General features: G+C 38.6%; 19 protein-coding genes. 1 reads left to right on the top strand and 18 read right to left on the bottom strand.

Annotated elements, in window-relative coordinates:
* Window positions 1-6: 6 nt before the first annotated feature.
* The 9 genes from ACVWM0_RS00645 to ACVWM0_RS00605 form a co-directional block, all read right to left on the bottom strand.
* Complete coding sequence (locus ACVWM0_RS00645) at window positions 7-906, bottom strand: ABC transporter permease (protein ID WP_476472725.1); 900 nt, start codon at window positions 904-906, stop codon at window positions 7-9.
* A 32-nt stretch (window positions 907-938) separates the two neighbouring features.
* The gene (gene opp4B / locus ACVWM0_RS00640; protein WP_476472724.1) at window positions 939-1,901 is read right to left on the bottom strand and encodes an oligopeptide ABC transporter permease; all 963 of its coding nucleotides are present in this window, start codon (window positions 1,899-1,901) and stop codon (window positions 939-941) included.
* A 2-nt stretch (window positions 1,902-1,903) separates the two neighbouring features.
* A complete protein-coding gene (locus ACVWM0_RS00635) occupies window positions 1,904-2,854 on the bottom strand; it encodes an ATP-binding cassette domain-containing protein (protein WP_476473719.1) in 951 nt (316 codons plus the stop codon).
* The gene (locus ACVWM0_RS00630; protein WP_476473718.1) at window positions 2,851-3,897 is read right to left on the bottom strand and encodes an ABC transporter ATP-binding protein; all 1,047 of its coding nucleotides are present in this window, start codon (window positions 3,895-3,897) and stop codon (window positions 2,851-2,853) included. Before ACVWM0_RS00630 ends, ACVWM0_RS00635 begins: the two co-directional genes overlap by 4 nt.
* Before the next feature lie 396 nt (window positions 3,898-4,293).
* Window positions 4,294-4,533 carry an acyl carrier protein gene (acpP, locus tag ACVWM0_RS00625; protein ID WP_476472723.1) on the bottom strand — a complete coding sequence of 80 codons (240 nt, stop codon included), beginning with the start codon at window positions 4,531-4,533 and terminating at the stop codon, window positions 4,294-4,296.
* Window positions 4,534-4,615: 82 nt separating this feature from the next.
* Window positions 4,616-5,626: a phosphate acyltransferase PlsX gene (gene plsX, locus ACVWM0_RS00620; protein ID WP_476472722.1), complete on the bottom strand. Its 1,011-nt coding sequence runs from the start codon at window positions 5,624-5,626 to the stop codon at window positions 4,616-4,618.
* A gap of 18 nt (window positions 5,627-5,644) precedes the next feature.
* Window positions 5,645-7,690, bottom strand: coding sequence for an ATP-dependent DNA helicase RecG (recG, locus tag ACVWM0_RS00615; protein WP_476472721.1), 2,046 nt, complete (start codon window positions 7,688-7,690; stop codon window positions 5,645-5,647).
* Window positions 7,691-7,753: 63 nt separating this feature from the next.
* Window positions 7,754-9,445 carry a DAK2 domain-containing protein gene (locus ACVWM0_RS00610; RefSeq protein ID WP_476473717.1) on the bottom strand — a complete coding sequence of 564 codons (1,692 nt, stop codon included), beginning with the start codon at window positions 9,443-9,445 and terminating at the stop codon, window positions 7,754-7,756.
* Between the two features lie 29 nt (window positions 9,446-9,474).
* Window positions 9,475-9,837, bottom strand: coding sequence for an Asp23/Gls24 family envelope stress response protein (locus tag ACVWM0_RS00605; RefSeq protein WP_476472720.1), 363 nt, complete (start codon window positions 9,835-9,837; stop codon window positions 9,475-9,477).
* Between the two features lie 219 nt (window positions 9,838-10,056).
* Between ACVWM0_RS00605 and rpmB the strand changes: the two genes are divergently transcribed.
* The gene (rpmB, locus tag ACVWM0_RS00600; protein ID WP_476472719.1) at window positions 10,057-10,245 is read left to right on the top strand and encodes a 50S ribosomal protein L28; all 189 of its coding nucleotides are present in this window, start codon (window positions 10,057-10,059) and stop codon (window positions 10,243-10,245) included.
* A gap of 71 nt (window positions 10,246-10,316) precedes the next feature.
* Here the strand turns inward: rpmB and ACVWM0_RS00595 are convergent, their stop codons facing one another.
* From ACVWM0_RS00595 to priA, 9 genes are all read right to left on the bottom strand, one after another.
* A complete protein-coding gene (locus ACVWM0_RS00595; RefSeq protein ID WP_476473716.1) occupies window positions 10,317-10,973 on the bottom strand; it encodes a thiamine diphosphokinase in 657 nt (218 codons plus the stop codon).
* 2 nt (window positions 10,974-10,975) lie between these two features.
* Window positions 10,976-11,629, bottom strand: a complete 654-nt coding sequence (gene rpe / locus ACVWM0_RS00590; protein ID WP_476472718.1) for a ribulose-phosphate 3-epimerase — start codon at window positions 11,627-11,629, stop codon at window positions 10,976-10,978.
* 11 nt (window positions 11,630-11,640) lie between these two features.
* The gene (gene rsgA, locus ACVWM0_RS00585; protein ID WP_476472717.1) at window positions 11,641-12,528 is read right to left on the bottom strand and encodes a ribosome small subunit-dependent GTPase A; all 888 of its coding nucleotides are present in this window, start codon (window positions 12,526-12,528) and stop codon (window positions 11,641-11,643) included.
* Between the two features lie 91 nt (window positions 12,529-12,619).
* Entirely contained in the window at window positions 12,620-14,470 is a 1,851-nt protein-coding gene (gene pknB / locus ACVWM0_RS00580) for a Stk1 family PASTA domain-containing Ser/Thr kinase (RefSeq protein WP_476472716.1), read from the bottom strand.
* The gene (locus ACVWM0_RS00575; RefSeq protein ID WP_476472715.1) at window positions 14,467-15,219 is read right to left on the bottom strand and encodes a Stp1/IreP family PP2C-type Ser/Thr phosphatase; all 753 of its coding nucleotides are present in this window, start codon (window positions 15,217-15,219) and stop codon (window positions 14,467-14,469) included. The genes pknB and ACVWM0_RS00575 overlap by 4 nt, the downstream gene beginning before the upstream one ends.
* A gap of 24 nt (window positions 15,220-15,243) precedes the next feature.
* Entirely contained in the window at window positions 15,244-16,608 is a 1,365-nt protein-coding gene (gene rsmB, locus ACVWM0_RS00570) for a 16S rRNA (cytosine(967)-C(5))-methyltransferase RsmB (protein ID WP_476472714.1), read from the bottom strand.
* Window positions 16,601-17,545 carry a methionyl-tRNA formyltransferase gene (fmt, locus tag ACVWM0_RS00565; protein WP_476472713.1) on the bottom strand — a complete coding sequence of 315 codons (945 nt, stop codon included), beginning with the start codon at window positions 17,543-17,545 and terminating at the stop codon, window positions 16,601-16,603. Before fmt ends, rsmB begins: the two co-directional genes overlap by 8 nt.
* A 1-nt stretch (window position 17,546) precedes the next feature.
* Entirely contained in the window at window positions 17,547-18,032 is a 486-nt protein-coding gene (gene def / locus ACVWM0_RS00560) for a peptide deformylase (protein ID WP_476472712.1), read from the bottom strand.
* 33 nt (window positions 18,033-18,065) lie between these two features.
* Window positions 18,066-20,486 carry a primosomal protein N' gene (gene priA, locus ACVWM0_RS00555; protein ID WP_476472711.1) on the bottom strand — a complete coding sequence of 807 codons (2,421 nt, stop codon included), beginning with the start codon at window positions 20,484-20,486 and terminating at the stop codon, window positions 18,066-18,068.
* Window positions 20,487-20,537 lie beyond the last annotated feature (51 nt).

Raw genomic sequence — 20,537 nt, 5'->3', positions numbered from 1 at the left:
TTAATATTATCCTAAGCGTTGACGAGCATCTGCTGAACGCTTAAATGCTTGACCAACATAATTTATACTTAACATCATTACTAAAATAAGTATTGATGCTGGTGCCCATACCCATAACATATCTGATAATACAACACCATTTGAAGCATAACCGATTAAAGTTCCTAAACTTGGTGTTGCTGGTGGTAATCCGAATCCTAAATAAGATAAGGTTGTTTCAATACCAATATTGGCTGCAAAGTTAATCGTTAAGTTGGTGATAATCAAAGAACTCAAGTTAGGCATTAACTCGCCAAACATGATTTTGAAATCACTTGTTCCCGACGTTTTAGAAGCACTAATGTAGTCACGTCTGACTTCTGATAGTGTTTTACCACGGAACAAACGGGCTTTAGCTACCCAATAAAAAGTACTCATAATTAAGATAAATGTTGTAACGTTATAACTTGGTATAATTGTTACAAACACAATAATAACCATTGTAATCGGTAAAATCATAATGAAATCAACAACACGCATGATAACATTATCAATCATACCTCCGTAATATCCTGCCATGATTCCTAAACCAACACCAATAATTGATGTGATAATCGTAATCGAGAAACCAATAACAACTGAGTTACGAGCCCCAATGATTAACTGACCGAATACATCACGGCCCCCCTCATCAGATCCCAAAATCCAGCCATTACCTGGAGGATTGTACTTATCTAAAATACTAACCTTCATTACTGCTGATTGGTCTAAAACTAACGAACCAATAAATATAATTAATAATAGTGTTACTAGTAACCCTAATGAAAATAAAGCTAATTTATCTTTTTTAAACTCTCTGGCAATCATTTTAAAACCAGTTGGTGGTGCACTTACCACTTCTTCTGATTGCTTACTTTTTTCGCTCATTATTATTCTCCTTTCTTTATCTCACTTGTTGGCTATTGAATACGAATACGTGGGTCAACGATACTCATCACGATATCAGAAATCAAGTTTCCGACAATCGTTACAATCCCAAGTATTAATACTAAGGAAGTAATAACTGAGTAGTCACGACCATTGATTGCATCAATGAATAATTTACCAATCCCTGGATAAGCAAAGGTTTGTTCAATAACAACCGACCCACTAATTAAAGCTGTGATTTCATAGCTTAATTGAGCTGCAATCGGTAATGAAGCGTTTCTGAAAATGTGTCTTGTAAAGACTTTATTTGTTGGTACACCTTTAGCACGGGCAGTACGAACAAAATCAAGTTGTTTTGCATCGATGACTTCATTACGTAAGTATTGAATCGTCACCGCTGTTGCTAACAAAGCTTGAGATATTGCTGGTAATAACATGTGGTACAAGCGACTCCAACGATACGCCATCGTCCCTTCAGTTAACCCACTAGCTACTGATCCTGTCGTTGGGAACCATTCGAGACGGTAACCAAAAATAAATAGCATCAGTAATGCAAAAATGAAAATAGGTACTGCGAAACTCACGAAGTTGTAAACAACTACTGTTTTATCAAAGATTGAATCTTGGTAACGACCAGAGAACAACCCAAGAGGTAACGCAATCGCATAAGTAATAATTACCGTTAATAATGATAATAGGATCGTGTTAATTACACGTTGTCCAATAATATCAGTTACTGGTAATTTGAATAAGAAACTTTGTCCAAAATCACCTTGTAATGCATTTCCTACCCAACGGAAATATTGAGTATACCAAGGATCATTAAGTCCTGCTGCTTCACGCATACGTTCAATCGTTGCTGGGTCAGTATTCGGATTAATTAACCCCGTAAACGGATCTCCTGGCATCGCTTGTGCTAGTAAGAAAATAAATAAACTTAAAATAATGATTTGAGGAATCATCATTAAAACACGTCTAACAATTGTTTTCCACATAACTATTTCCCTCCTCCTTCGGTCGTAATGATTGCCGCCTTATGAGTTGGACTAATAGTTTTAAGGTCATAAACACGACCATTTTCATCATAATATTGGTTATAAAGCTCTTTGAACTCTCTATCCACTTGACGTCTCGCTTCTTTATGCAATTCGCGGTTGTCCACATCAATTTTTGGAATGGCAGACAATAAACGTTTAGTATAAATATGTTGTGGATTAGTGTAAATGTCTTCTCTTGTTCCAATTTCTACGAAACGACCGTGGTTCATAATAGCGATATTGTCGCACATATGTTTTACTACACCCAGGTCATGAGAAATAAATAAGTAACTTAGGTTATATTCCTCTTGAATACGTTTCATAAAGTTTAGTACTTGAGCTTGAACAGATAAATCTAGTGCCGATACAGGTTCATCTGCAATGATTAATTTAGGACTTGTTGCGACAGCACGTGCTACACCTAAACGCTGTCTTTGCCCTCCTGAGAATTCATGTGGGTACTTATACAAAGCATCCGTTGGCATCCCAACAATGTCTAAAAGCTTTTGAACTTTTTGTTTTTCTTCTTGATCAGATAAACGTTCAAAGTTTCTTATAGGCTCTGCAATAATATCAATCACACGTTTTTTAGGGTTCAAACTAGACATTGAGTCTTGGAAAATCATTTGAACATCTTTATTATAATCAATTTTTTTACGAGCTCTTTTTGTTTTGACGTCTGTTCCTTCAAAAAGAATTTCACCAGATGTCACTTTCTCTAAACCAATAATCGCTTTACCAATTGTTGATTTTCCTGAACCGGATTCCCCTACTAAACCGTAAGTTGTTCCTGATTCAATTTCGAAATTAACGCCATCCACGGCATAAACATGATCCACTACTTTATTGAAGAATCCGCCGCGAATAGGATAATGTACTTTTAAATCTTTAATTTCAATTAATCCCATTATGCTTCTCCCTCTTCTCTAAAGTGGAAATGCTTATAGCATGTACAACGAACTAAGTGTCCAGGCTCCACTTCATGTAATTCTGGTTGCTCTTCATGGGCTTCTGCTGGAATCCAAGGGATACGTTCAGCAAAACGACAGCCAGAGCGTTCTAATTTTTTAAGAGTTGGTACAATCCCTTCAATCACATGCAAATCTGTTCCATGAGCATCTTCTTGAGGAATTGAGTTCAATAACGAACGAGTATAAGGATGTTGTGGGTTTTTGAAGAGTAAGTCAACAGGTGCTTCCTCTACAATTTGTCCCGCGTACATAACAGCGACACGATCTGCTGTTTCTGCTACTACCCCTAAATCATGGGTGATCAAAATAATTCCTGCTTCTGTCTCTTCTTGTAAGTCATTCAATAAATCTAAGATTTGCGCTTGAATGGTTACGTCCAATGCTGTGGTTGGCTCATCTGCGATAATGATCGGTGGTTTACATGCAATCGCAATAGCGATAATCACACGTTGTCTCATACCTCCTGATAATTCATGCGGATATTGTTTCGCTACACGCTTAGGATTAACAATTCCTACTTGGTCTAACAAATCAACAGAGCGTGCTTTACGTTGCTCTTCAGTCATGTCAGTATGGTAGAACAAAGCTTCAGCGATTTGATCTCCAATCCTCATTAATGGGTTAAGAGCTGATAATGGATCTTGGAAAATCATTCCAATATCATTTCCTCGTACTTTGTTATACAAAGTCTCTGATAATCCCACTAGATTTAAATCATTATAAATAATATCTCCGGTAATTCTTGTGTTGTTAGGGTCTTGTAATCCCATAATCGTCATAGCTAATGTACTTTTACCACAACCGGACTCCCCAACAATTGCCAATATTTCATTTTTATCTAGTGTGATTGACACGTTATCAACCGCATCATAATAGTTGTCTTTGATTCGGAAACCTGTATGAAGATTTCTCACTTCTAGCAATTTGTTGTCAACAAACAATAGAATTCTCCTTTCTGTTCTATTCCCCGTACTGATTTTCATAAAATAACAGTTCATTTTTTTGAATCTTAATTTAATTTTCTAAGATATCTTATAATTATATTAGAAATTGCTTTAATTAGCAATAGGCTTAACCCTCATTAAATGAGTGTACGATTAAAAACAAAAGTGCTATCTCTAATAATACAAGAGATTACCATTTTATTTCTAAGGGTATATCAGGCAAAATCACAAATAAGCAATGTCACTACACACCCCTGTAAGCTTTTAATACCAACTTTTATCGTTCTTAATGTTTTATTTTTTTTAGAACATAGAACAAAAAAATAACACGCATATTCTTTTTTATTTAAATGAGTGTTTTCTCATTTAAATTCTTTTAATATCTCATAATTTCTTTTTTAAAAAAAGAAACTACTGGATTTCTCCAATAGCTTTTTATTGATTAGACAAGATATAATCTACTGCGGCACCAATTGTTTCGATTTTTTCTGCATCATCATCAGAAATCTCTGCATCAAAGGTATCTTCTAATTCTAAAACAAATTCCATAATACTAATTGAATCTGCCTCTAAATCATCTTTAATACTTGTAGCTTCTGTGACACTATTCTCTTCTACATCAAAATGTTCTAGTACGATGTCTTTGATTTTCCCTAATATTTCTTCACGAGTCAATGTATAACACCTCCATTCCAATCATAACCTTCTATATTTCATAGTTCAATTTTACTGGTTTCTACTTAATTTGTCTATCCTTTTAAGCTTCTTTACTCGATTCCTCAAAGTATGTCTTTAAATTATTAACCACATCTGTTTCAAGCATTGTTTTTATTTGACGAATCGTATGATGCACAGCTTCTGGTCCTGTTGATCCATGCGTCTTAATCACTGGGGCTTTGACTCCAAAAAGAACAGCGCCGCCATGACTAGAATAGTCAAGAGAGTCTTTCATTCCCTTTAGACTATCTTTTAACATTAACCCACCGATTTTACCTTTCACGCCGCCTTCCATAACAGACTCTTTAAGTAAAGTCATCAAGGCTAAAGCCGTCCCTTCTACAGATTTCAATACAGCATTTCCTGTAAAACCGTCTGTAACGACCACATCAGCCACGCCTTGCAGTAAATCTCTGGCTTCCACATTTCCGATAAAATTCAAACTTGGTTCATTAGCAAGTAACTCATAAGCCGCTTTCGTTAATTCACTACCTTTTGTTGCCTCTGTTCCATTATTTAATAGCCCTACTCTTGGGTTATCAATGTGACGAACATTTTTAGCATAATATGAAGCTAAAATACCATATGTTAAGAGATGTTCTGGTTTGTTGTCCGCATTCGCTCCCATATCTATAAAATCAAACCCAGCACCAGCTTCACCTGTAAATACCGGCATCGTTGTCATAAGTCCTGGTCGCTCTACTTGTTTGATACGACCGATAATAAACAAGCCAGCTGCTAGTAAAGCTCCTGTATTTCCAGCTGACAATATAGCATCAGCTTCACCATTTTTCACCGCTTGAGCAGCTAATACCATGGATGCTTGTTTTTTCCGACGAATGGCTTTGACCGGTTCATCGTCGCTCTCTATTTTTTCATCTGTATGAACAATCGTAATGTTCGTTTCATCCATGAGATACTTCTTAATCTCACGCTCTTTACCAAATAATAAAAATTCGATGTCTGGAAATTCTTTTTGGGCTAAAACCACACCTTCTACAATGGCTTTTGGTGCGTTATCTCCGCCCATAGCGTCAATAGCTATTCTCATCCTTCATTCTCCTATCTATTAATCCAAATATGACCCTTGATGGTCTCGTTTCTTCAAAGCATGAAACAATGGCTCATTTTTCTTGTCTTTTTGCCAATCAGACTGGGACCATAAAACGATGGCTTCCTTTCTAGCTGTCTCTAAAATAACATAATCTGCTACCATATCACCAACTTTAAACTCTGGTAAGCCTGACTGTTTTGACCCAAAGAAATCACCAGGCCCCCGCATCTCCAAATCTCGTTCACTCAAAATAAAGCCATCCGTGGTTTCAGTCATAATGCTCATTCGCTCTTTCCCTTGTTCACTTTTAGGGTTAGCTACTAATATACAATGAGAGGCTAAACGCCCACGGCCAACACGACCCCGTAATTGATGAAGTTGGGCTAAACCGAAACGGTCAGCGTCCATGATAATCATGGTGGTTGCATTAGGAACGTTTACTCCTACCTCTATAACCGTGGTTGAGACTAGCACTTGTATCTGATTTTCTTTGAATTGCGTCATAATTTCCTCTTTATCTTGCGCTTTCATTTTACCATGAAGCAATCCTACTTGATAATCAGGTTCATAAAAATGACTCATGTGCTCGTAAATTTCCGTAGCATTTTTGACATCTAAGCTTTCGGACTCTTCAATCAAAGGACAAATGACATAAGCTTGTTCTCCTTTTAATAGTTTCCCCCGAAGCCATTCTAAGACGGTATCCATTTGCTTTGGTTTAATCCATCTCGTTTCGATTGGAATACGACCAGCAGGCAATTCATCAATCACAGACACGTCCATCTCACCGTATGCGGTAATGGCCAAAGTTCTTGGAATAGGTGTTGCTGTCATGAAAAGAACATCTGGATTGTCGCCCTTCTCTCTTAATACCTTCCGTTGATTCACCCCAAATCGATGTTGTTCATCTGTGATAACTAACCCCAATTGATGAAACGTGACATCATCTTGAATTAAAGAATGTGTTCCTACCACAATGGGAATACTCCCATCAGCCAAGCCAGCTAATATGTCACGCTTAGCGGCCGTTTTTGTTGAACTTGTCAATAAGGCCACAGGAACACCTATTGGATCAAAAAGATCAGTCAAACTTTCCAAATGCTGCTCTGCTAAAATTTCTGTGGGTACCATTAAAGCACCTTGATAACCTACGGTAACAGCCGCATACAAAACAATCGCCGCAACAATGGTTTTTCCGCTCCCTACATCTCCTTGTAACAACCGATGCATATGATTGGGACTTCTCAAATCAGCACAAATATCATTGACCACTCTCTTTTGTGCTCCAGTCAGCTCAAAAGGAAGTTTTTGGATAAATGCTTTTAACTTAGCCACATCATAAAGCAAGGCATGCCCTTTAGCTTTACTCGTCTCTTGGCGCTTCATTTGAATCATCTTCATTTGAAATAAGAAAAACTCCTCAAAAACAATGCGACGCCTCCCTTGACGATTTTCTTCTATTGTATTAGGGAAATGCATGGCATAAGCAGCTTGTTTTCTAGGCATTAATCTGTATTTCTCACACAACCACTGTGGCAAATTCTCTTCTATTAAATCACCGTGACTTTCCCACGTTTGTTTGATTAAACTGACTAAGGTCGTTTGTCTGATACTCTTATTCACATGATATATCGGCGAGAATTCATCTTGATCGCCTTGACTACCCATGATTTTCATTCCAGTTAATGTTTTTCGCCTGCCGTCCCATTTTCCGTAAATGGCTATTTCTTCTGACGCATTGATCTTACTCTTTAAAAAAGGTTGATTGAAGAAAGTAACAGGTATCACGCCTTGTTCCACCATAATACGGAAAGTTAAGCGGCTTTTTTTGAACCCGTAATAATTGACTGCGGGTTCTGCAATAACAATCCCTTTCAAGACCACTTTTTCTTGGTCTTGCAATTCTTCTAATGGCTTCTCTTGAATGTCATCGTACCTAAAAGGATAATAGGTTAAGATGTCTTCAACCGTTCTGATACCTAAACTTTCTAGGACTTCCACACGCTTTGGGCCAACACCTTTTAGGCTAGCCACAGAGTCCGTGACGCTCTTTCCACTCACATTATCCCTCCTTTGAATGATGTAGAAAAAGCCAAACACAAGTGGTTTGGCTTTTTTATGTTACTATTCAGCTGCAAAAAGATAAGGATAAACGGGTTGATCGCCTTGATGAATCTCAACTTCTAATTCTTCATTGATTAACACAAGAGACGCTTCTAAACGCTCTGCTTCTTCCGTTGTTCCTTCTTCACCAACGATGATGGTAACAATCTCAGTATCCTCTTGTAGCATACCTTTCAATGTTTCCACACAAGCGTCTACACGGTCTTCCTTAGAAACAACGATTTTACCTTCAATCATTCCGATAAAGTCATCTTTATGAATTTCTACACCATCAATCGATGTATCTCTAACAGCGGTTGTGATTTGTCCACTCACAACTTCCTCTAACATATCAACCATTGCTGTTTGATTATCTGTTAAAGAAACTTGTTCGTTAAACCCTAATAACGCCGTCATACCTTGAGAAATTGTTTTAGAAGGGACAACAACGGTTGGCACTTCACTTACTTCTGCAGCTTGGTCCGCTGCCATAAAGATGTTTTTGTTATTTGGTAAGATAATAACATTGTCAGCATGAACTGCTTCAATGGCTTTTAAAATATCTTCTGTACTTGGGTTCATTGTTTGTCCACCACTAATGATGTAGTTAACACCCATACTGCGGAATAACTCATGAATCCCTTCACCAGCAGCCACAGCAATAATACCAAACGGCACACGCTCTTTAGGTTTAGCATCTTTCACTGGCGCTTCTAACAAGGTTTCATGTTGTAAACGCATGTTGTCTACTTTGATTTTTACTAACGACCCAAATTTTTGACCATAATTCATGACCTCACCTGGTTGTTCTGTATGAACATGAACTTTAATGATTTCATCATCTGCAACAACTAACAGTGAATCACCTAATTCATTTAAGTAATTTCTGAAAGTATCATAATCAAACTCACTGTCCACAGTTGGTCCTTCACCAATACGTACCATAATCTCTGTACAGTAACCAAATTTAATGTCTTCTGTCGCAATATGGTTTTGTACGCCACGGTGATGTTCTGCATTCACCATCTCACTCATTTGAGCTGGAGTTAATTCTTGAATATCACTTTCAACCACTTTACCAGATAAGACTTCGTAGAATCCTTCGTAAACAAAGACTAATCCTTGTCCACCACTATCTACTACGCCTACTTCTTTTAATACAGGTAACATATCAGGTGTTTTAGCTAATGTTTTTTTAGCTCCTGAAAGAGCTGCTTCCATTACTAACACACAGTCATCTGTTTCTTTGGCTTTTTTCTCAGCGGCAATTGCTGCTCCACGAGACACGGTTAAAATTGTTCCTTCAACTGGCTTCATAACCGCCTTATAGGCCGTTTCAACCCCATTTTTCAATGCATCGGCTAAGCCTTGCGCTGACAATGTTTCTTCTTCAACAATTTGTTTAGAAAATCCTCTAAAGATTTGAGATAAAATAACTCCTGAGTTACCACGAGCTCCCATTAATAATCCTTTAGACAAAATACTTGTTAATTCGCCTACGTGTTCTGTTGTTGCTTCACGTACTGCTTTGGCACCACTTGTCATTGATAAATCCATATTCGTCCCAGTATCACCATCCGGCACTGGGAAAACATTTAAAGAGTTAACAAATTCAGCATTTTGGTTTAATCGATTTGCACCGGCTTGTACCATCGCTTGAAATTGCCCTCCGTTGATTGCTTTCACTTCCACTAAAAAGTCCTCCTCATTCATCGACACACTTAATTTACGCAATCCAATCCTTATTCAGGTTGTACTCGAACACCTTGAACAAAAACATTAACAGAATTAGCAACAACCCCGAGCATTGTTTCAAGATTGTACTTCACTTTTTCCTGTACATTTCGACTTACTTCAGAAATTTTCGTTCCATAACTTACCATTATATAGACATCTACTGCTACGCCGTTTTCTTCTTGACGTACCACGACACCTCTTGAATAATTTTCTTTACCTAAAATTTCGTTTAGATTATCTTTAATTTGATTTTTACTTGCCATACCAACGATACCGTAGATATCTGTTGCGGCACCTCCAACAACTGTTGCAATAACATCATTAGAAATTTCAATGGTTCCAGCTTGTGTTTTAATTTTTACAGCCATCCTTTTACCTCCTTAAAGTCAGTATTTATCCATTATTATTCTCAAGTTTAACATAATACGGTTGATTATTAAAGAAAAATAACTACTTTACTAGGGTTTTTGCCCCTTTTTGAGAATTTTATAAAAGTTTTGATTGCATTCGTTTCGGTTATGTGTTAAATTATTTTAGTATGATTAATGGAAATTAATAACCATATTCAAAGCAAAGGAGGGAATATCATGGCAAAAGAATGTTATGTAACAGGACGTAAAGCGAGATCAGGTAACAACCGCTCTCACGCAATGAACGCATCTAAACGTACTTGGGGTGCCAATCTACAAAAAGTTCGTATTTTAGTTGACGGTAAGCCAAAAAAAGTTTGGGTTTCTGCTCGTGCTTTGAAGTCTGGTAAAGTAGAACGCGTTTAATAGATAATAAAAAACTACAGCTTCTGTAGTTTTTATAGAAATAGCCATGTCTCTAAGGGACATGGCTATTTTTATTTGCGTTTATCTCTGGATTGAATCACACACATGATGCCACTGCTAAACGAGAATTTCCCAGGCTTGTCTAAAAATTCATTACTAGACAAAGAAACAGGATGCATAAAATCCCTCTCGGTTAATTGATATTTCACATCGCTCAACGTTAGTTTTTCTACTCCTGTCAAACACACAAACGCTAAATATTTTTTATCTAACTCTTTTTCGATAACGTAACTACCCGGTTCAAAATAATGAATACTATTCTGATCGTCAAGTAGCTTTATTTGGCTCATAATGGGCGTAAACCGAGGTTCAAGTGGCATCCATAAGTTCGTCAGGAAATGATCTAAGCGGCCACCAGTCATCCCTATAAGGATGTATTCAGCCTCAGGATATAGCTCATGAGCTTTTAATAACCCTAGATGAGTATCCGTGTCATCTTTTTCTGTCTGACACCTACTAACATCTGGCACTTTATCTAGAAGCCGTGAATATTCCTCCTCTGTCATGGAGTCAAAATCTCCCACAGCACTCATAATAGGAAAACCTGCTTCAAGCCCATATAAGGTTCCTCTATCAACACCAATCCATGCCGTTGTTTCCGTCACATAGTCTGATAAATCAGGCCAGTCTGCTGGTGACCCGCCCCCAATAACCACAACATGCTTCATCACTAACGACTAACTTCTTTCAATTTAGCCATACGTTCGCCCACATCTTCTGAATTATACACATATGATCCAGCAACTAACACGTCAGCCCCAGCTTCCACACATAAAGGAGCGGTGACATCATCCACACCCCCATCAATTTCAATTTCGTAATTGTAGCCTTTATTGTCTCTAATAGCAGCTAATTCCTTCACTTTGTCTAAGCATTCTGGGATAAAAGCTTGTCCACCAAATCCCGGATTGACCGTCATGACTAACACAAGGTCGGCTAAATGCAAGACCGGTTCAATGGCTGAGACAGGGGTCCCTGGATTAATCACAATACCTGCTTTCACCTTTTCTGATTTGATTAACTGCATAGCACGGTGAATATGAGGGGTGCTTTCTACATGAACCGTAATAATATCGGCTCCGGCTTTTGCAAAGTCGCTAATAAAACGCTCAGGTTCTGCAATCATCAAATGAACATCTAAAGGCAACCGAGTCACAGGACGAATGGCTGAGACAATGTTTGCACCTAACGTGATGTTAGGAACAAATTGACCGTCCATCGCATCCACATGAATGTAATCCGCACCTTCTTTTTCTACGCGTTTAATATCTCTTTCTAAGTTTGCAAAGTCTGCACTTAAAATTGAGGGAGCTATTTTAACCATTTCTCATAACCTCACTTATTCTTTTTTTTATACATTGGTTTTCTTTGTGTGATTTCTTCATAGAATTGTAAATAGTTCTTGTAACGTGACGCTGCGATATCTCCCGTTTCCACTAATCGCTTCACTTCACACTTTGGTTCTTGGTGATGTTTGCATTCTCTAAACTTACAGAGTTCTGAAGCCTCTACAAACTCCGGAAACGTTTTAGGCAACTCATCTACTGTTGTTTCCAAAAAATCAATCGAACTGAAACCAGGGGTATCTGCTACAAGTCCGCCATATATCGGCATAAGCTCTACATGACGCGTCGTATGACGTCCTCGCCCTAAAGCATCGGATATTTCGCCAACTTTCAAGGCCAACTCCGGTGATATTTCATTAAGTAACGTTGATTTCCCCGCACCTGATTGTCCCATAAATACGGTTAACTTCCCTTTAAAAGAAGCAATCAGACGATCCGTTTCATCATTATGAGAAAAAATAACGGGGTAACCAATCGCTTCGTAGGTTTTTCGTACCTCGCTCATCTCAGACCGCACATCAGCTGACGCAATATCCATTTTAGTAATATAGATAATCGGTTGAATCTTCAATTCTTCTAAGGTCACTAAAAAACGATCGAGTAGATTCGCCGAAAAGTTCGGTTCGACACAACTGGTAATGACCACACCTTGGTCAATATTTGCTACTTGTGGACGAACCATTTCATTCGTTCGAGGTAAGACTTCTAAGATATACCCGTCCGTTTTACTCGTACTTTCAAATTCTACCCAATCCCCCACTAAGGGACTGATGTTTCGATTCCTAAAATTGCCTCTTGCTCTTGTTTGATACATTTCGCCGGCATGTTCCACATAATAGAAACCGCTTAATGCTTTTCGTATTTGTCCTTTAAGCACGAAATGCCTCCCTTCCTTTTTATCTCATTTTCTCTCTTATTGTATCATAAATCATAAAAAAAAAAGAAAGAGAATACAACATTCTCTTTCCTTAGCTTTTCTTATCTTCAGCTGAATTGGTCGTTGGTTCAGACGAACTTTGTTCCACGGATTCTAACTCTTTCGAATCAGTCGTACTAGAAGATTCTGTGCTTTCAACTACTGTACTTTCAACGGTTGAACTTTCAACGGTTGCTGGATCAACGCCGCTTGAGAAGACCACGGTAATCGTGTCCCCTTTACTCACTGAGCTACCAGAATTTGGCACTGTATAAATAACTTGGCCTTGAGGAATAACATCACTGTACTCCCCACTTTCTAACATAGATAAACCAACACTATCTAAGTAGCTAGTGGCACGATTTTTGGAATACCCATACATATTTTCTAATGAGAAACTCTCTGCTCCCTTGCTGACAAAGAGGGTCACGCCTGTTTCATCAGGTGCCACAGCGCGATTACCTTTTGGTGTTTGTTTAATCACGCGATTATTACCAACGGTATCAGAGTACTCTTTTTGAATATCTATGTTTGCTTCTTTAAAACCTTTGCTTAATAAATCGTCCATCGCATCGGTCAGCTCTTCGTTCGTGTAATCTTTCATTTTTATTTTTTGACTACCCGTACTGACATACAATGTAATCTCTGCTTTTTCTTTGACCTTCGTTCCAATAGGCGGATTTGTTTTAACGACTAACCCTTTCTCAACCTCATCATCCGGAACTTCTTCTACTTTAGAACTAACGGATAATTTCTTTTCGTCTAGTAAAGCAATCGCTTCTGATTCTGTGAGTCCTTCAATATCAGGAATCACAACTTCACCACCCCGACTACCTAAAGCAAAGAGCCCTCCCCCGACTAGTATGGCAGCTATCATTAGCCCCATCACAATACCTAACCATTTTTTCGATTTTTTCTGTGGGATGTCTTCTTCCTCATCGTCCTCATTATCAAAATCAGCCGTAGAAACCACTCTACTAGCCGTCTTATTTAAAGACGTTTGAGTATCATCTAAAGGTGTTATCATAATCGTGTCATTGGTCATCGCGCTGGGTTCGAATTTTGCCTCATACGCTCTATCGGGACTCAATACAGTACGTAAATCAGCATACATTTCATCAACAGAAGTATAGCGATCCGCTACTTCCTTAGCTGTTGCATGTAACACAACATTTTCTAGCGCTTGTGGAATCTCAGGATTAACCTCACGAACAGAAGGAACATCGTTTTGGAAATGTTTCAATGCAATGGATACGGCAGATTCTCCTCCAAAAGGAACGACTCCTATAAGTAATTCATAAAGAATAATACCTAAAGCGTAAATATCAGACTGTCTTGTAGCCATACCGCCTCGCGCCTGCTCTGGTGACATGTAATGGACTGAGCCTAACAAGGTATTCGTTTGAGTAATAGACGTCTCAGATAATGCTATAGCAATACCAAAATCCGTTATCTTAACTGTCCCGTCTTCATCTACCAAAACATTTTGCGGTTTAATGTCTCTATGAATAATACGATGTTGATGCGCTAGTGAAATAGCAGATAAAATTTGTCCCATCATATCTACTACAACAGGTAATGGAATGGGATAGTGTTCTTTGATGTACTGCTTTAAATCCATCCCTTTAACATATTCCATCACAATATATTGCATACTGCGCTCTTCACCTACATCATACACACTGACAATGTTTGGATGGACCATCTCGGTAGCAGCTAACGCTTCTCGTTGAAAACGTCGAATGGCATCTTTATCATTTTGAAAGTCAAAACGTAATACTTTGATAGCTACTTCTCGGTTTAAAATTAAGTCTTTCGCTAAATAAACATTTGCCATACCACCATTTCCGATATGACCAATTACTTCATATCGCTCGCCTATTAAGGTTCCTACTTGTATCATTCATTGCCCTCCTTTCCCAAAGTCTCAAAATACACAAGTAACGCAGTGATATTATCAACACCACCTGCATTATTAGCCTCTTTAATTAATTCTGTTACTTTATTTTGTAGCGTTCCTTGACCAACAATGATTTGTCGTATCAGTTCCTCTGTAACCATATTTGTTAACCCATCGGAACAAAGTAACAAATAGCTATCTGATTGAATGGTTACCCACGTTAAATCTACTGCAATAGCACCTTCTACACCCACTGAACGAATTAAAATGTTACGCTTTGGATGTTTCAATGCCATTTCAGGTGTAATTTCTCCGGTTTTTACTAGCTCATTCACTAAAGAATGATCCTCTGTCAGTTGTTCCAGGACACCAGCTTTCGCAAAATAACCACGGCTGTCTCCCACATGTGCCATTAGTAACTGCTTTTCTAATATAACTGCTGCAACAATGGTTGTTCCCATACCAAATTTTTCAGGATGCGCTTGTCCTTCTTGAAAAATAACGTCATTTTGTTGTTGAATATGCTTTACTATCCACTCTTCAATGTCAAGTTTCGTATCCAACTGACAGTTTTCCCACGACGACCCTATACCAGTCACCATTAATTGGCTGGCTGTATCCCCAGCCTGGTGACCTCCCATACCATCAGCAACTATCGCTAAAGGTATTCCTTTTTCGTTATGATAAACCCCTACTGTATCTTGATTATTTTTTCGTTTCTGGCCTACATTTGTCTGATATTCAATTTGCATGTTTACACCCCTTATCTAAGTCAACTATGCTTTTCTTCTTAAACAACTGATAAAGAAGCCATCCGTTTGATAATGATGCGGATAAATTTGTAACATATTGTCCGCGTAGCTCTTCGTCAAATGCTCTACTGCTTCAATGTGAACTAGCTCAAAATTATCATGCATGTCTAAAAATTCTGTGATAACATCTCTGTTTTCTTCGGAAATAATAGTACATGTGCTATAAGTTATTATACCGCAAACCTTTACTTTTTTCGAAACACTTTCTAAAATAGCTAATTGAATGCGTTGTAAACGAGCAAAATCTTCTTGGCTTTTAGTATATTTAATATCTGGTTTACGGCGTAAAAGACCCAATCCAGAACAAGGCGCATCTACTAAGATACGATCAAATTGCTCGTCTTCAAACGTCTCATCTGATTTTCTAGCATCTAATACCATGGATTCAATGACTTCTCCAACCTCTAAACGCTCAGCATTTTCCTTAATCAAACGAATTTTATGCTGATGGATATCCAGTGCTGTAATTTTACCACCTTCAGCAGGTGTTAAATAGGTCGCAATATGAGTTGTTTTACCTCCTGGTGCTGCACATGCATCCAGTACTTGATGGAAAGGATCCAACGTCATACTTGGTGCAACAAGCATAGAACTCTCATCTTGAATAGTTAAGAAGCCTTGTTGGAATAAATCACTACCTGCTAAAAAGCCTTTATCCGCAACGACACCATCTTCAGCTACTTCACTTGCCCGAATATCAAACCCTTCATATTCAAGCGCTGCTATCACATCATCCCGGTTCATACGATTAATTCTAGCGCTTGCTTTACTTGGTTCCAACAATGAAAAACCAAGCTCTCGAGCGTCATCATACCCCATATCCGCCACTAATTTTTCTGTTAACCATAAAGGAATACTTGTTTCAACAGACAGACGTTCCATGTCATCTTTAATTTCAGAAACACTCGCTACACCTTTTCGTTGAATCGCACGTAACACACCGTTCACAAATTTGCCGATACCTGGGTTACCTTGCGCTTTGGCAATTTCTACTGCCTCGTTTAAAATGGCATGATCTGGTACTTTATCTAGATACTCTAATTGATATAGAGACAATAAAAGTAATTGATGAACCCAATTATCAATTTTCTTGGTACTAGTAATGAAGGGTGCTAAATAATACTCCAAGGTTAATTGACGACTAATTGTCCCATAGACTATTTCTGTCATCAGACCGGCATCTTTGCCTTCTAATTTATGGTTTTTAATCGCATCACTGACTAATAAATTAGAGTATGCTTGATTTTCTGTTACTTGCACTAATAAACTAAGTGCGGCAAAACGAGGTGATTCATATAATTTTCTAGCAATCTTTTTCTTTTTATTCAACGTTTTCTCCTACCTGAACGGTGCGTCCTACACCATTAATGAATTCTACTGCTTTTAACTGACCTTTTCCTGCGGGTTGTAGCGCATCTATTTGAAGAACAGTCCCTTCCCCGCAAGCTATCCAAAAATTCTTTTTATTTATTTGAATAATCGTTCCTGGTGCTTCTGTTGTTGTCTCTTCTTCTAAAGGAGTTGCTGCCCACATCTTCCATCTAGCCCCTTGATACGTGGTATAAGCCACTGGCCAAGGTCTCATGCCTCGTATCTGGCAATCGATGGCTTCAGCCGGCAAATGCCAATCAATCTGCTCTTCTTCCCGTGAGATATTAGGAGAATATGTCACTTCTGATTCTTCCTGTTCTCTTGGTATGATTTCTCCATTTAGTAAGGGAGGTAATGTCTTAAGTAACAGTTCTTTCCCTAGTTCACTTAATTTATCAAACATACTTCCAACATCATCTTGCTTCGTAATTGGCATGGCTTCTTGAGCATAGATTGCTCCAGCGTCCATTTTTTTCACCATTTCCATGATCGTGACACCTGTTTCTTGTTCTCCTTTTATAATTGAGTAATGAACAGGAGCACCACCTCTATATTTAGGTAGTAACGAGGCATGGACATTGATTGCACCATGCTTTGGTACTTGAAGCAATGCTTCTGGTAAAAACTGACCAAAAGCAGCCGTCACGATTAAGTCTGGTTCTAATTCTTTGATTCTATCCATCTCTTTAGAACCTGTAATCTTCTCAGGTTGTAACACTTCTATACCATGTCGTAACGCGGCTTCTTTAACAGGTGTTGGGGTGATGACACGCTTACGCCCTACTGGACGGTCTGGTTGTGTCACAACAGCTAACACCTCATACCCTTCTGCTACAAGGCCATCTAATATAGGTACCGAAAATCCTGGTGTCCCCATAAATACTAATTTAGTCATGCTATTTCCCCTCCATATAATCGGATAAATCTTCTGGTAAAATAGGCTCAATAATACGGTCCGTAAATATTTTACCACTCAAGTGTTCTATTTCATGTTGGAATACTCTTGCTAAGTAGCCACTAGCATCCACTTCTACTTCATACCCTTCACGGTCCACATATTGTACAGTGATATCCGTGTAGCGTTCGACTGTGCCATACGTATCTGGAAAACTTAAACACCCTTCCACATCAATCTCTGTTTTTTTACTATGTCTTATAATCTTAGGATTAATCATTTCAAATAAGCCTGATTCTTCATCTAATTCCACAATCGCAATGCTTTGGCTCACACCTAATTGATTCGCCGCAAGCCCAATGCCATCTCTTGCTACCATCACATCATGCATCTCATCCAATAAACGTAACACGTCTTTACTTAATCGAGTGACAGGCTTGGTTGGTTTCGTCAATGCTTTATGAGGATAGGTTACTATTTTTCTCATTCATTTCTTCCTTCCTCTTGTTACTTTGTTTTATTATATAAAATGTTGGGGTTCCACATCAATGGTTATTCGCAACCCTTTTCTTATTTCTTTCTGAGATGCCTCTAATATTTTTTGAAGGCCCTGCGATAAATTCTCTTCGAAACGGTATTTTACCACGGTTTGGTAATAATACCTTTTATTGACACGAGCCACAGCTTTAGGCGTTGGGCCTAGGACAATGGCATTGGGAGATAGATACCCTTTTAAAAAAGACACAATCTCATGCATTTTTTTAGCCGCTGGGTATTCTTCTTCATGACTCACAACTAATTGAACCGTAAAATAATAAGGTGGGTACTTACCTAGTCGTCTTAATTGCATTTCCTTTTCATAAAACCCTTCGTAGTCTTGTTCTTTAGCAAACTGGATCGCATAATGCTCTGGATTAAAGGTTTGCACAATCACTTCACCGGGTTTATCACCACGACCCGCACGACCACTAACTTGAGTTAATAACTGAAACGTTCTTTCACTAGAACGAAAGTCAGGTAAATTCAAAGCTGTGTCCGCATTCAGCACCCCTACTAACGTCACATTTGGAAAATCAAGGCCTTTGGCAATCATCTGAGTCCCTAACAAAATATGACCTCGCTTTTCTTCAAAGGCTTTTAACAACGCTTCATGGCTTCCCTTTTTACGGGTTGTATCCACGTCCATGCGTAAAATAGTCGCTTCTGGAAGTAATTCTTTTAGCTCTTCTTCCACTTTTTGAGTCCCCGTACCGTAATACCTCATCTTGTCACCATCACAAATTGGGCAACGATAAGGAATACGTTCTTCATGCCCACAATAGTGACATTTCATGGTTTTAGTATCCATATGAAGCGTTAAGGAGATATCACAATTTTGGCAAGGTAGCACATACCCACAATCTCGGCACATAATAAAAGAAGAATACCCTCTTCTATTTAACATCAAAACAGACTGCTCACCGCTCTCTAAACGTTCTTTTAGTTTCGTTAATAAAACGTCTGAAAACGTCGTAGTCATTTGGTATTTGCTAGCTTCTCTCATATCAATCACATTAACTTCTGGAAGAGTCGCACTGCTCACTGCTCTTTCTGATAGTCTCAGCAAGGTGTAGACACCTTTTTGCGCTCTTGCTCTTGTTTCTAACACAGGCGTTGCACTCCCCAGCACCACAGGACATCCATGATATCGACTGCGCCATATAGCCAAGTCCCTAGCATGATACCGTGGCGATTCGTCTTGTTTATAGCTACTCTCATGTTCTTCATCAATCACAATTAACCCGATGTTATCTAAAGGGGCAAAAATAGCAGACCTTGCGCCCACAACAACATTGGCTTCTTTTCGCTCTATCTTTCGCCATTCATCGTATTTTTCGCCTTGTGATAGTCCACTATGAAGAACAGCAACATCATTACCAAATCGACGTTTAAATCGACTGACAGTTTGAGGTGTCAAAGAAATTTCAGGGACTAACATCATCCCTTGTTTCCCTTGCTCTAAGGCATGAGAAATGGCTTGTAAATACACTTCTGTCTTGCCGCTCCCAGTTACGCCTTCTAATAAAAAAGTTTCCGGGGTCTCTTCGTCCATTCCCTTGATGATTTGCTTTAGAGCTTCTTGTTGTTCTTCGTTTAATACATGAGGGACATCTGGAGCGAAATGATGATAGGCATAGGGATCTCGATAGACTTCCCGGTCTTCAATGCTTAACCATCCTTCATCCCGTCCGTCATTAATTGCGCTACGGGAAAAATCTAAATCCGCCATCAATTCTTTCAGACTAAATTCTTGTTCCCTATCAATGGATAACAAAAAATGGACCAGTTTGATTTTTTTATGGGCATTTTTTCGTAACCCAAGGAGAGCCTCTTGAAGCATCTCATCGGTACCTAAACGCTTTATCACCTTTGTAGTTTTCACTTTATTTTTTGTTTTGACTTCGTAACGAATCTCAATGTTTCCTTGTTTACGTAACGTCACTAACTCTGGTAAATAGACCGAATCCTTAATGTCTTCCCATTCTCTTTCTCCAAGACCTAAAAAGACCTGTTCTTCAATTTCTTTAGGGATATCTCCCGTCACAGTCACCCATTTTTTATAAGTTGACCTCATGACACTTGGTAACATGGTCTGTAAGCACGTCACCTTGAAAGAAAAAGTAGTCTTTTGCATTTCTTCTGCCAGAGCAAACATTTCCTCATTTAATACTGGAGATAAATCTAAGACATCTTCTACTGGTTTTAGTCCTGTTTCATCTGGTTCTAATGCTCTGATTTTCTCTACAAACCCTTGGATATGACGATTGCCATTACCAAAAGGAACCTCTACCCGCACTCCCACTTGAATCATTGATAGTAAGTCTTCTGGAATCTCATAACTAAACCCTTGATCCGTTTGCATCGTTGGGACATCTACAATGACTTCAGCAACATATCTCATCGGTCCACGTCCTTTCTCATCTGTCCTATTGTACTAAAAAAAGCGCCCTTT

It is taken from the genome of Vagococcus sp. 211, assembly GCF_056322705.1.
This window is presented reverse-complemented; position numbering and strand designations above follow the sequence as displayed.

What these genes read in the sequence shown, in the direction of transcription:
- ACVWM0_RS00645 (WP_476472725.1), bottom strand. Translation starts at nt 906, where the DNA reads ATGAGCGAAAAAAGTAAGCAATCAGAAGAAGTGGTAAGTGCACCACCA.
- opp4B (WP_476472724.1), bottom strand. Translation starts at nt 1,901, where the DNA reads ATGTGGAAAACAATTGTTAGACGTGTTTTAATGATGATTCCTCAAATC.
- ACVWM0_RS00630 (WP_476473718.1), bottom strand. Translation starts at nt 3,897, where the DNA reads ATGAAAATCAGTACGGGGAATAGAACAGAAAGGAGAATTCTATTGTTT.
- plsX (WP_476472722.1), bottom strand. Translation starts at nt 5,626, where the DNA reads ATGAGAATAGCTATTGACGCTATGGGCGGAGATAACGCACCAAAAGCC.
- ACVWM0_RS00610 (WP_476473717.1), bottom strand. Translation starts at nt 9,445, where the DNA reads ATGAATGAGGAGGACTTTTTAGTGGAAGTGAAAGCAATCAACGGAGGG.
- ACVWM0_RS00605 (WP_476472720.1), bottom strand. Translation starts at nt 9,837, where the DNA reads ATGGCTGTAAAAATTAAAACACAAGCTGGAACCATTGAAATTTCTAAT.
- rpmB (WP_476472719.1), top strand. Translation starts at nt 10,057, where the DNA reads ATGGCAAAAGAATGTTATGTAACAGGACGTAAAGCGAGATCAGGTAAC.
- ACVWM0_RS00595 (WP_476473716.1), bottom strand. Translation starts at nt 10,973, where the DNA reads ATGAAGCATGTTGTGGTTATTGGGGGCGGGTCACCAGCAGACTGGCCT.
- rpe (WP_476472718.1), bottom strand. Translation starts at nt 11,629, where the DNA reads ATGGTTAAAATAGCTCCCTCAATTTTAAGTGCAGACTTTGCAAACTTA.
- pknB (WP_476472716.1), bottom strand. Translation starts at nt 14,470, where the DNA reads ATGATACAAGTAGGAACCTTAATAGGCGAGCGATATGAAGTAATTGGT.
- ACVWM0_RS00575 (WP_476472715.1), bottom strand. Translation starts at nt 15,219, where the DNA reads ATGCAAATTGAATATCAGACAAATGTAGGCCAGAAACGAAAAAATAAT.
- fmt (WP_476472713.1), bottom strand. Translation starts at nt 17,545, where the DNA reads ATGACTAAATTAGTATTTATGGGGACACCAGGATTTTCGGTACCTATA.
- def (WP_476472712.1), bottom strand. Translation starts at nt 18,032, where the DNA reads ATGAGAAAAATAGTAACCTATCCTCATAAAGCATTGACGAAACCAACC.
- priA (WP_476472711.1), bottom strand. Translation starts at nt 20,486, where the DNA reads ATGAGATATGTTGCTGAAGTCATTGTAGATGTCCCAACGATGCAAACG.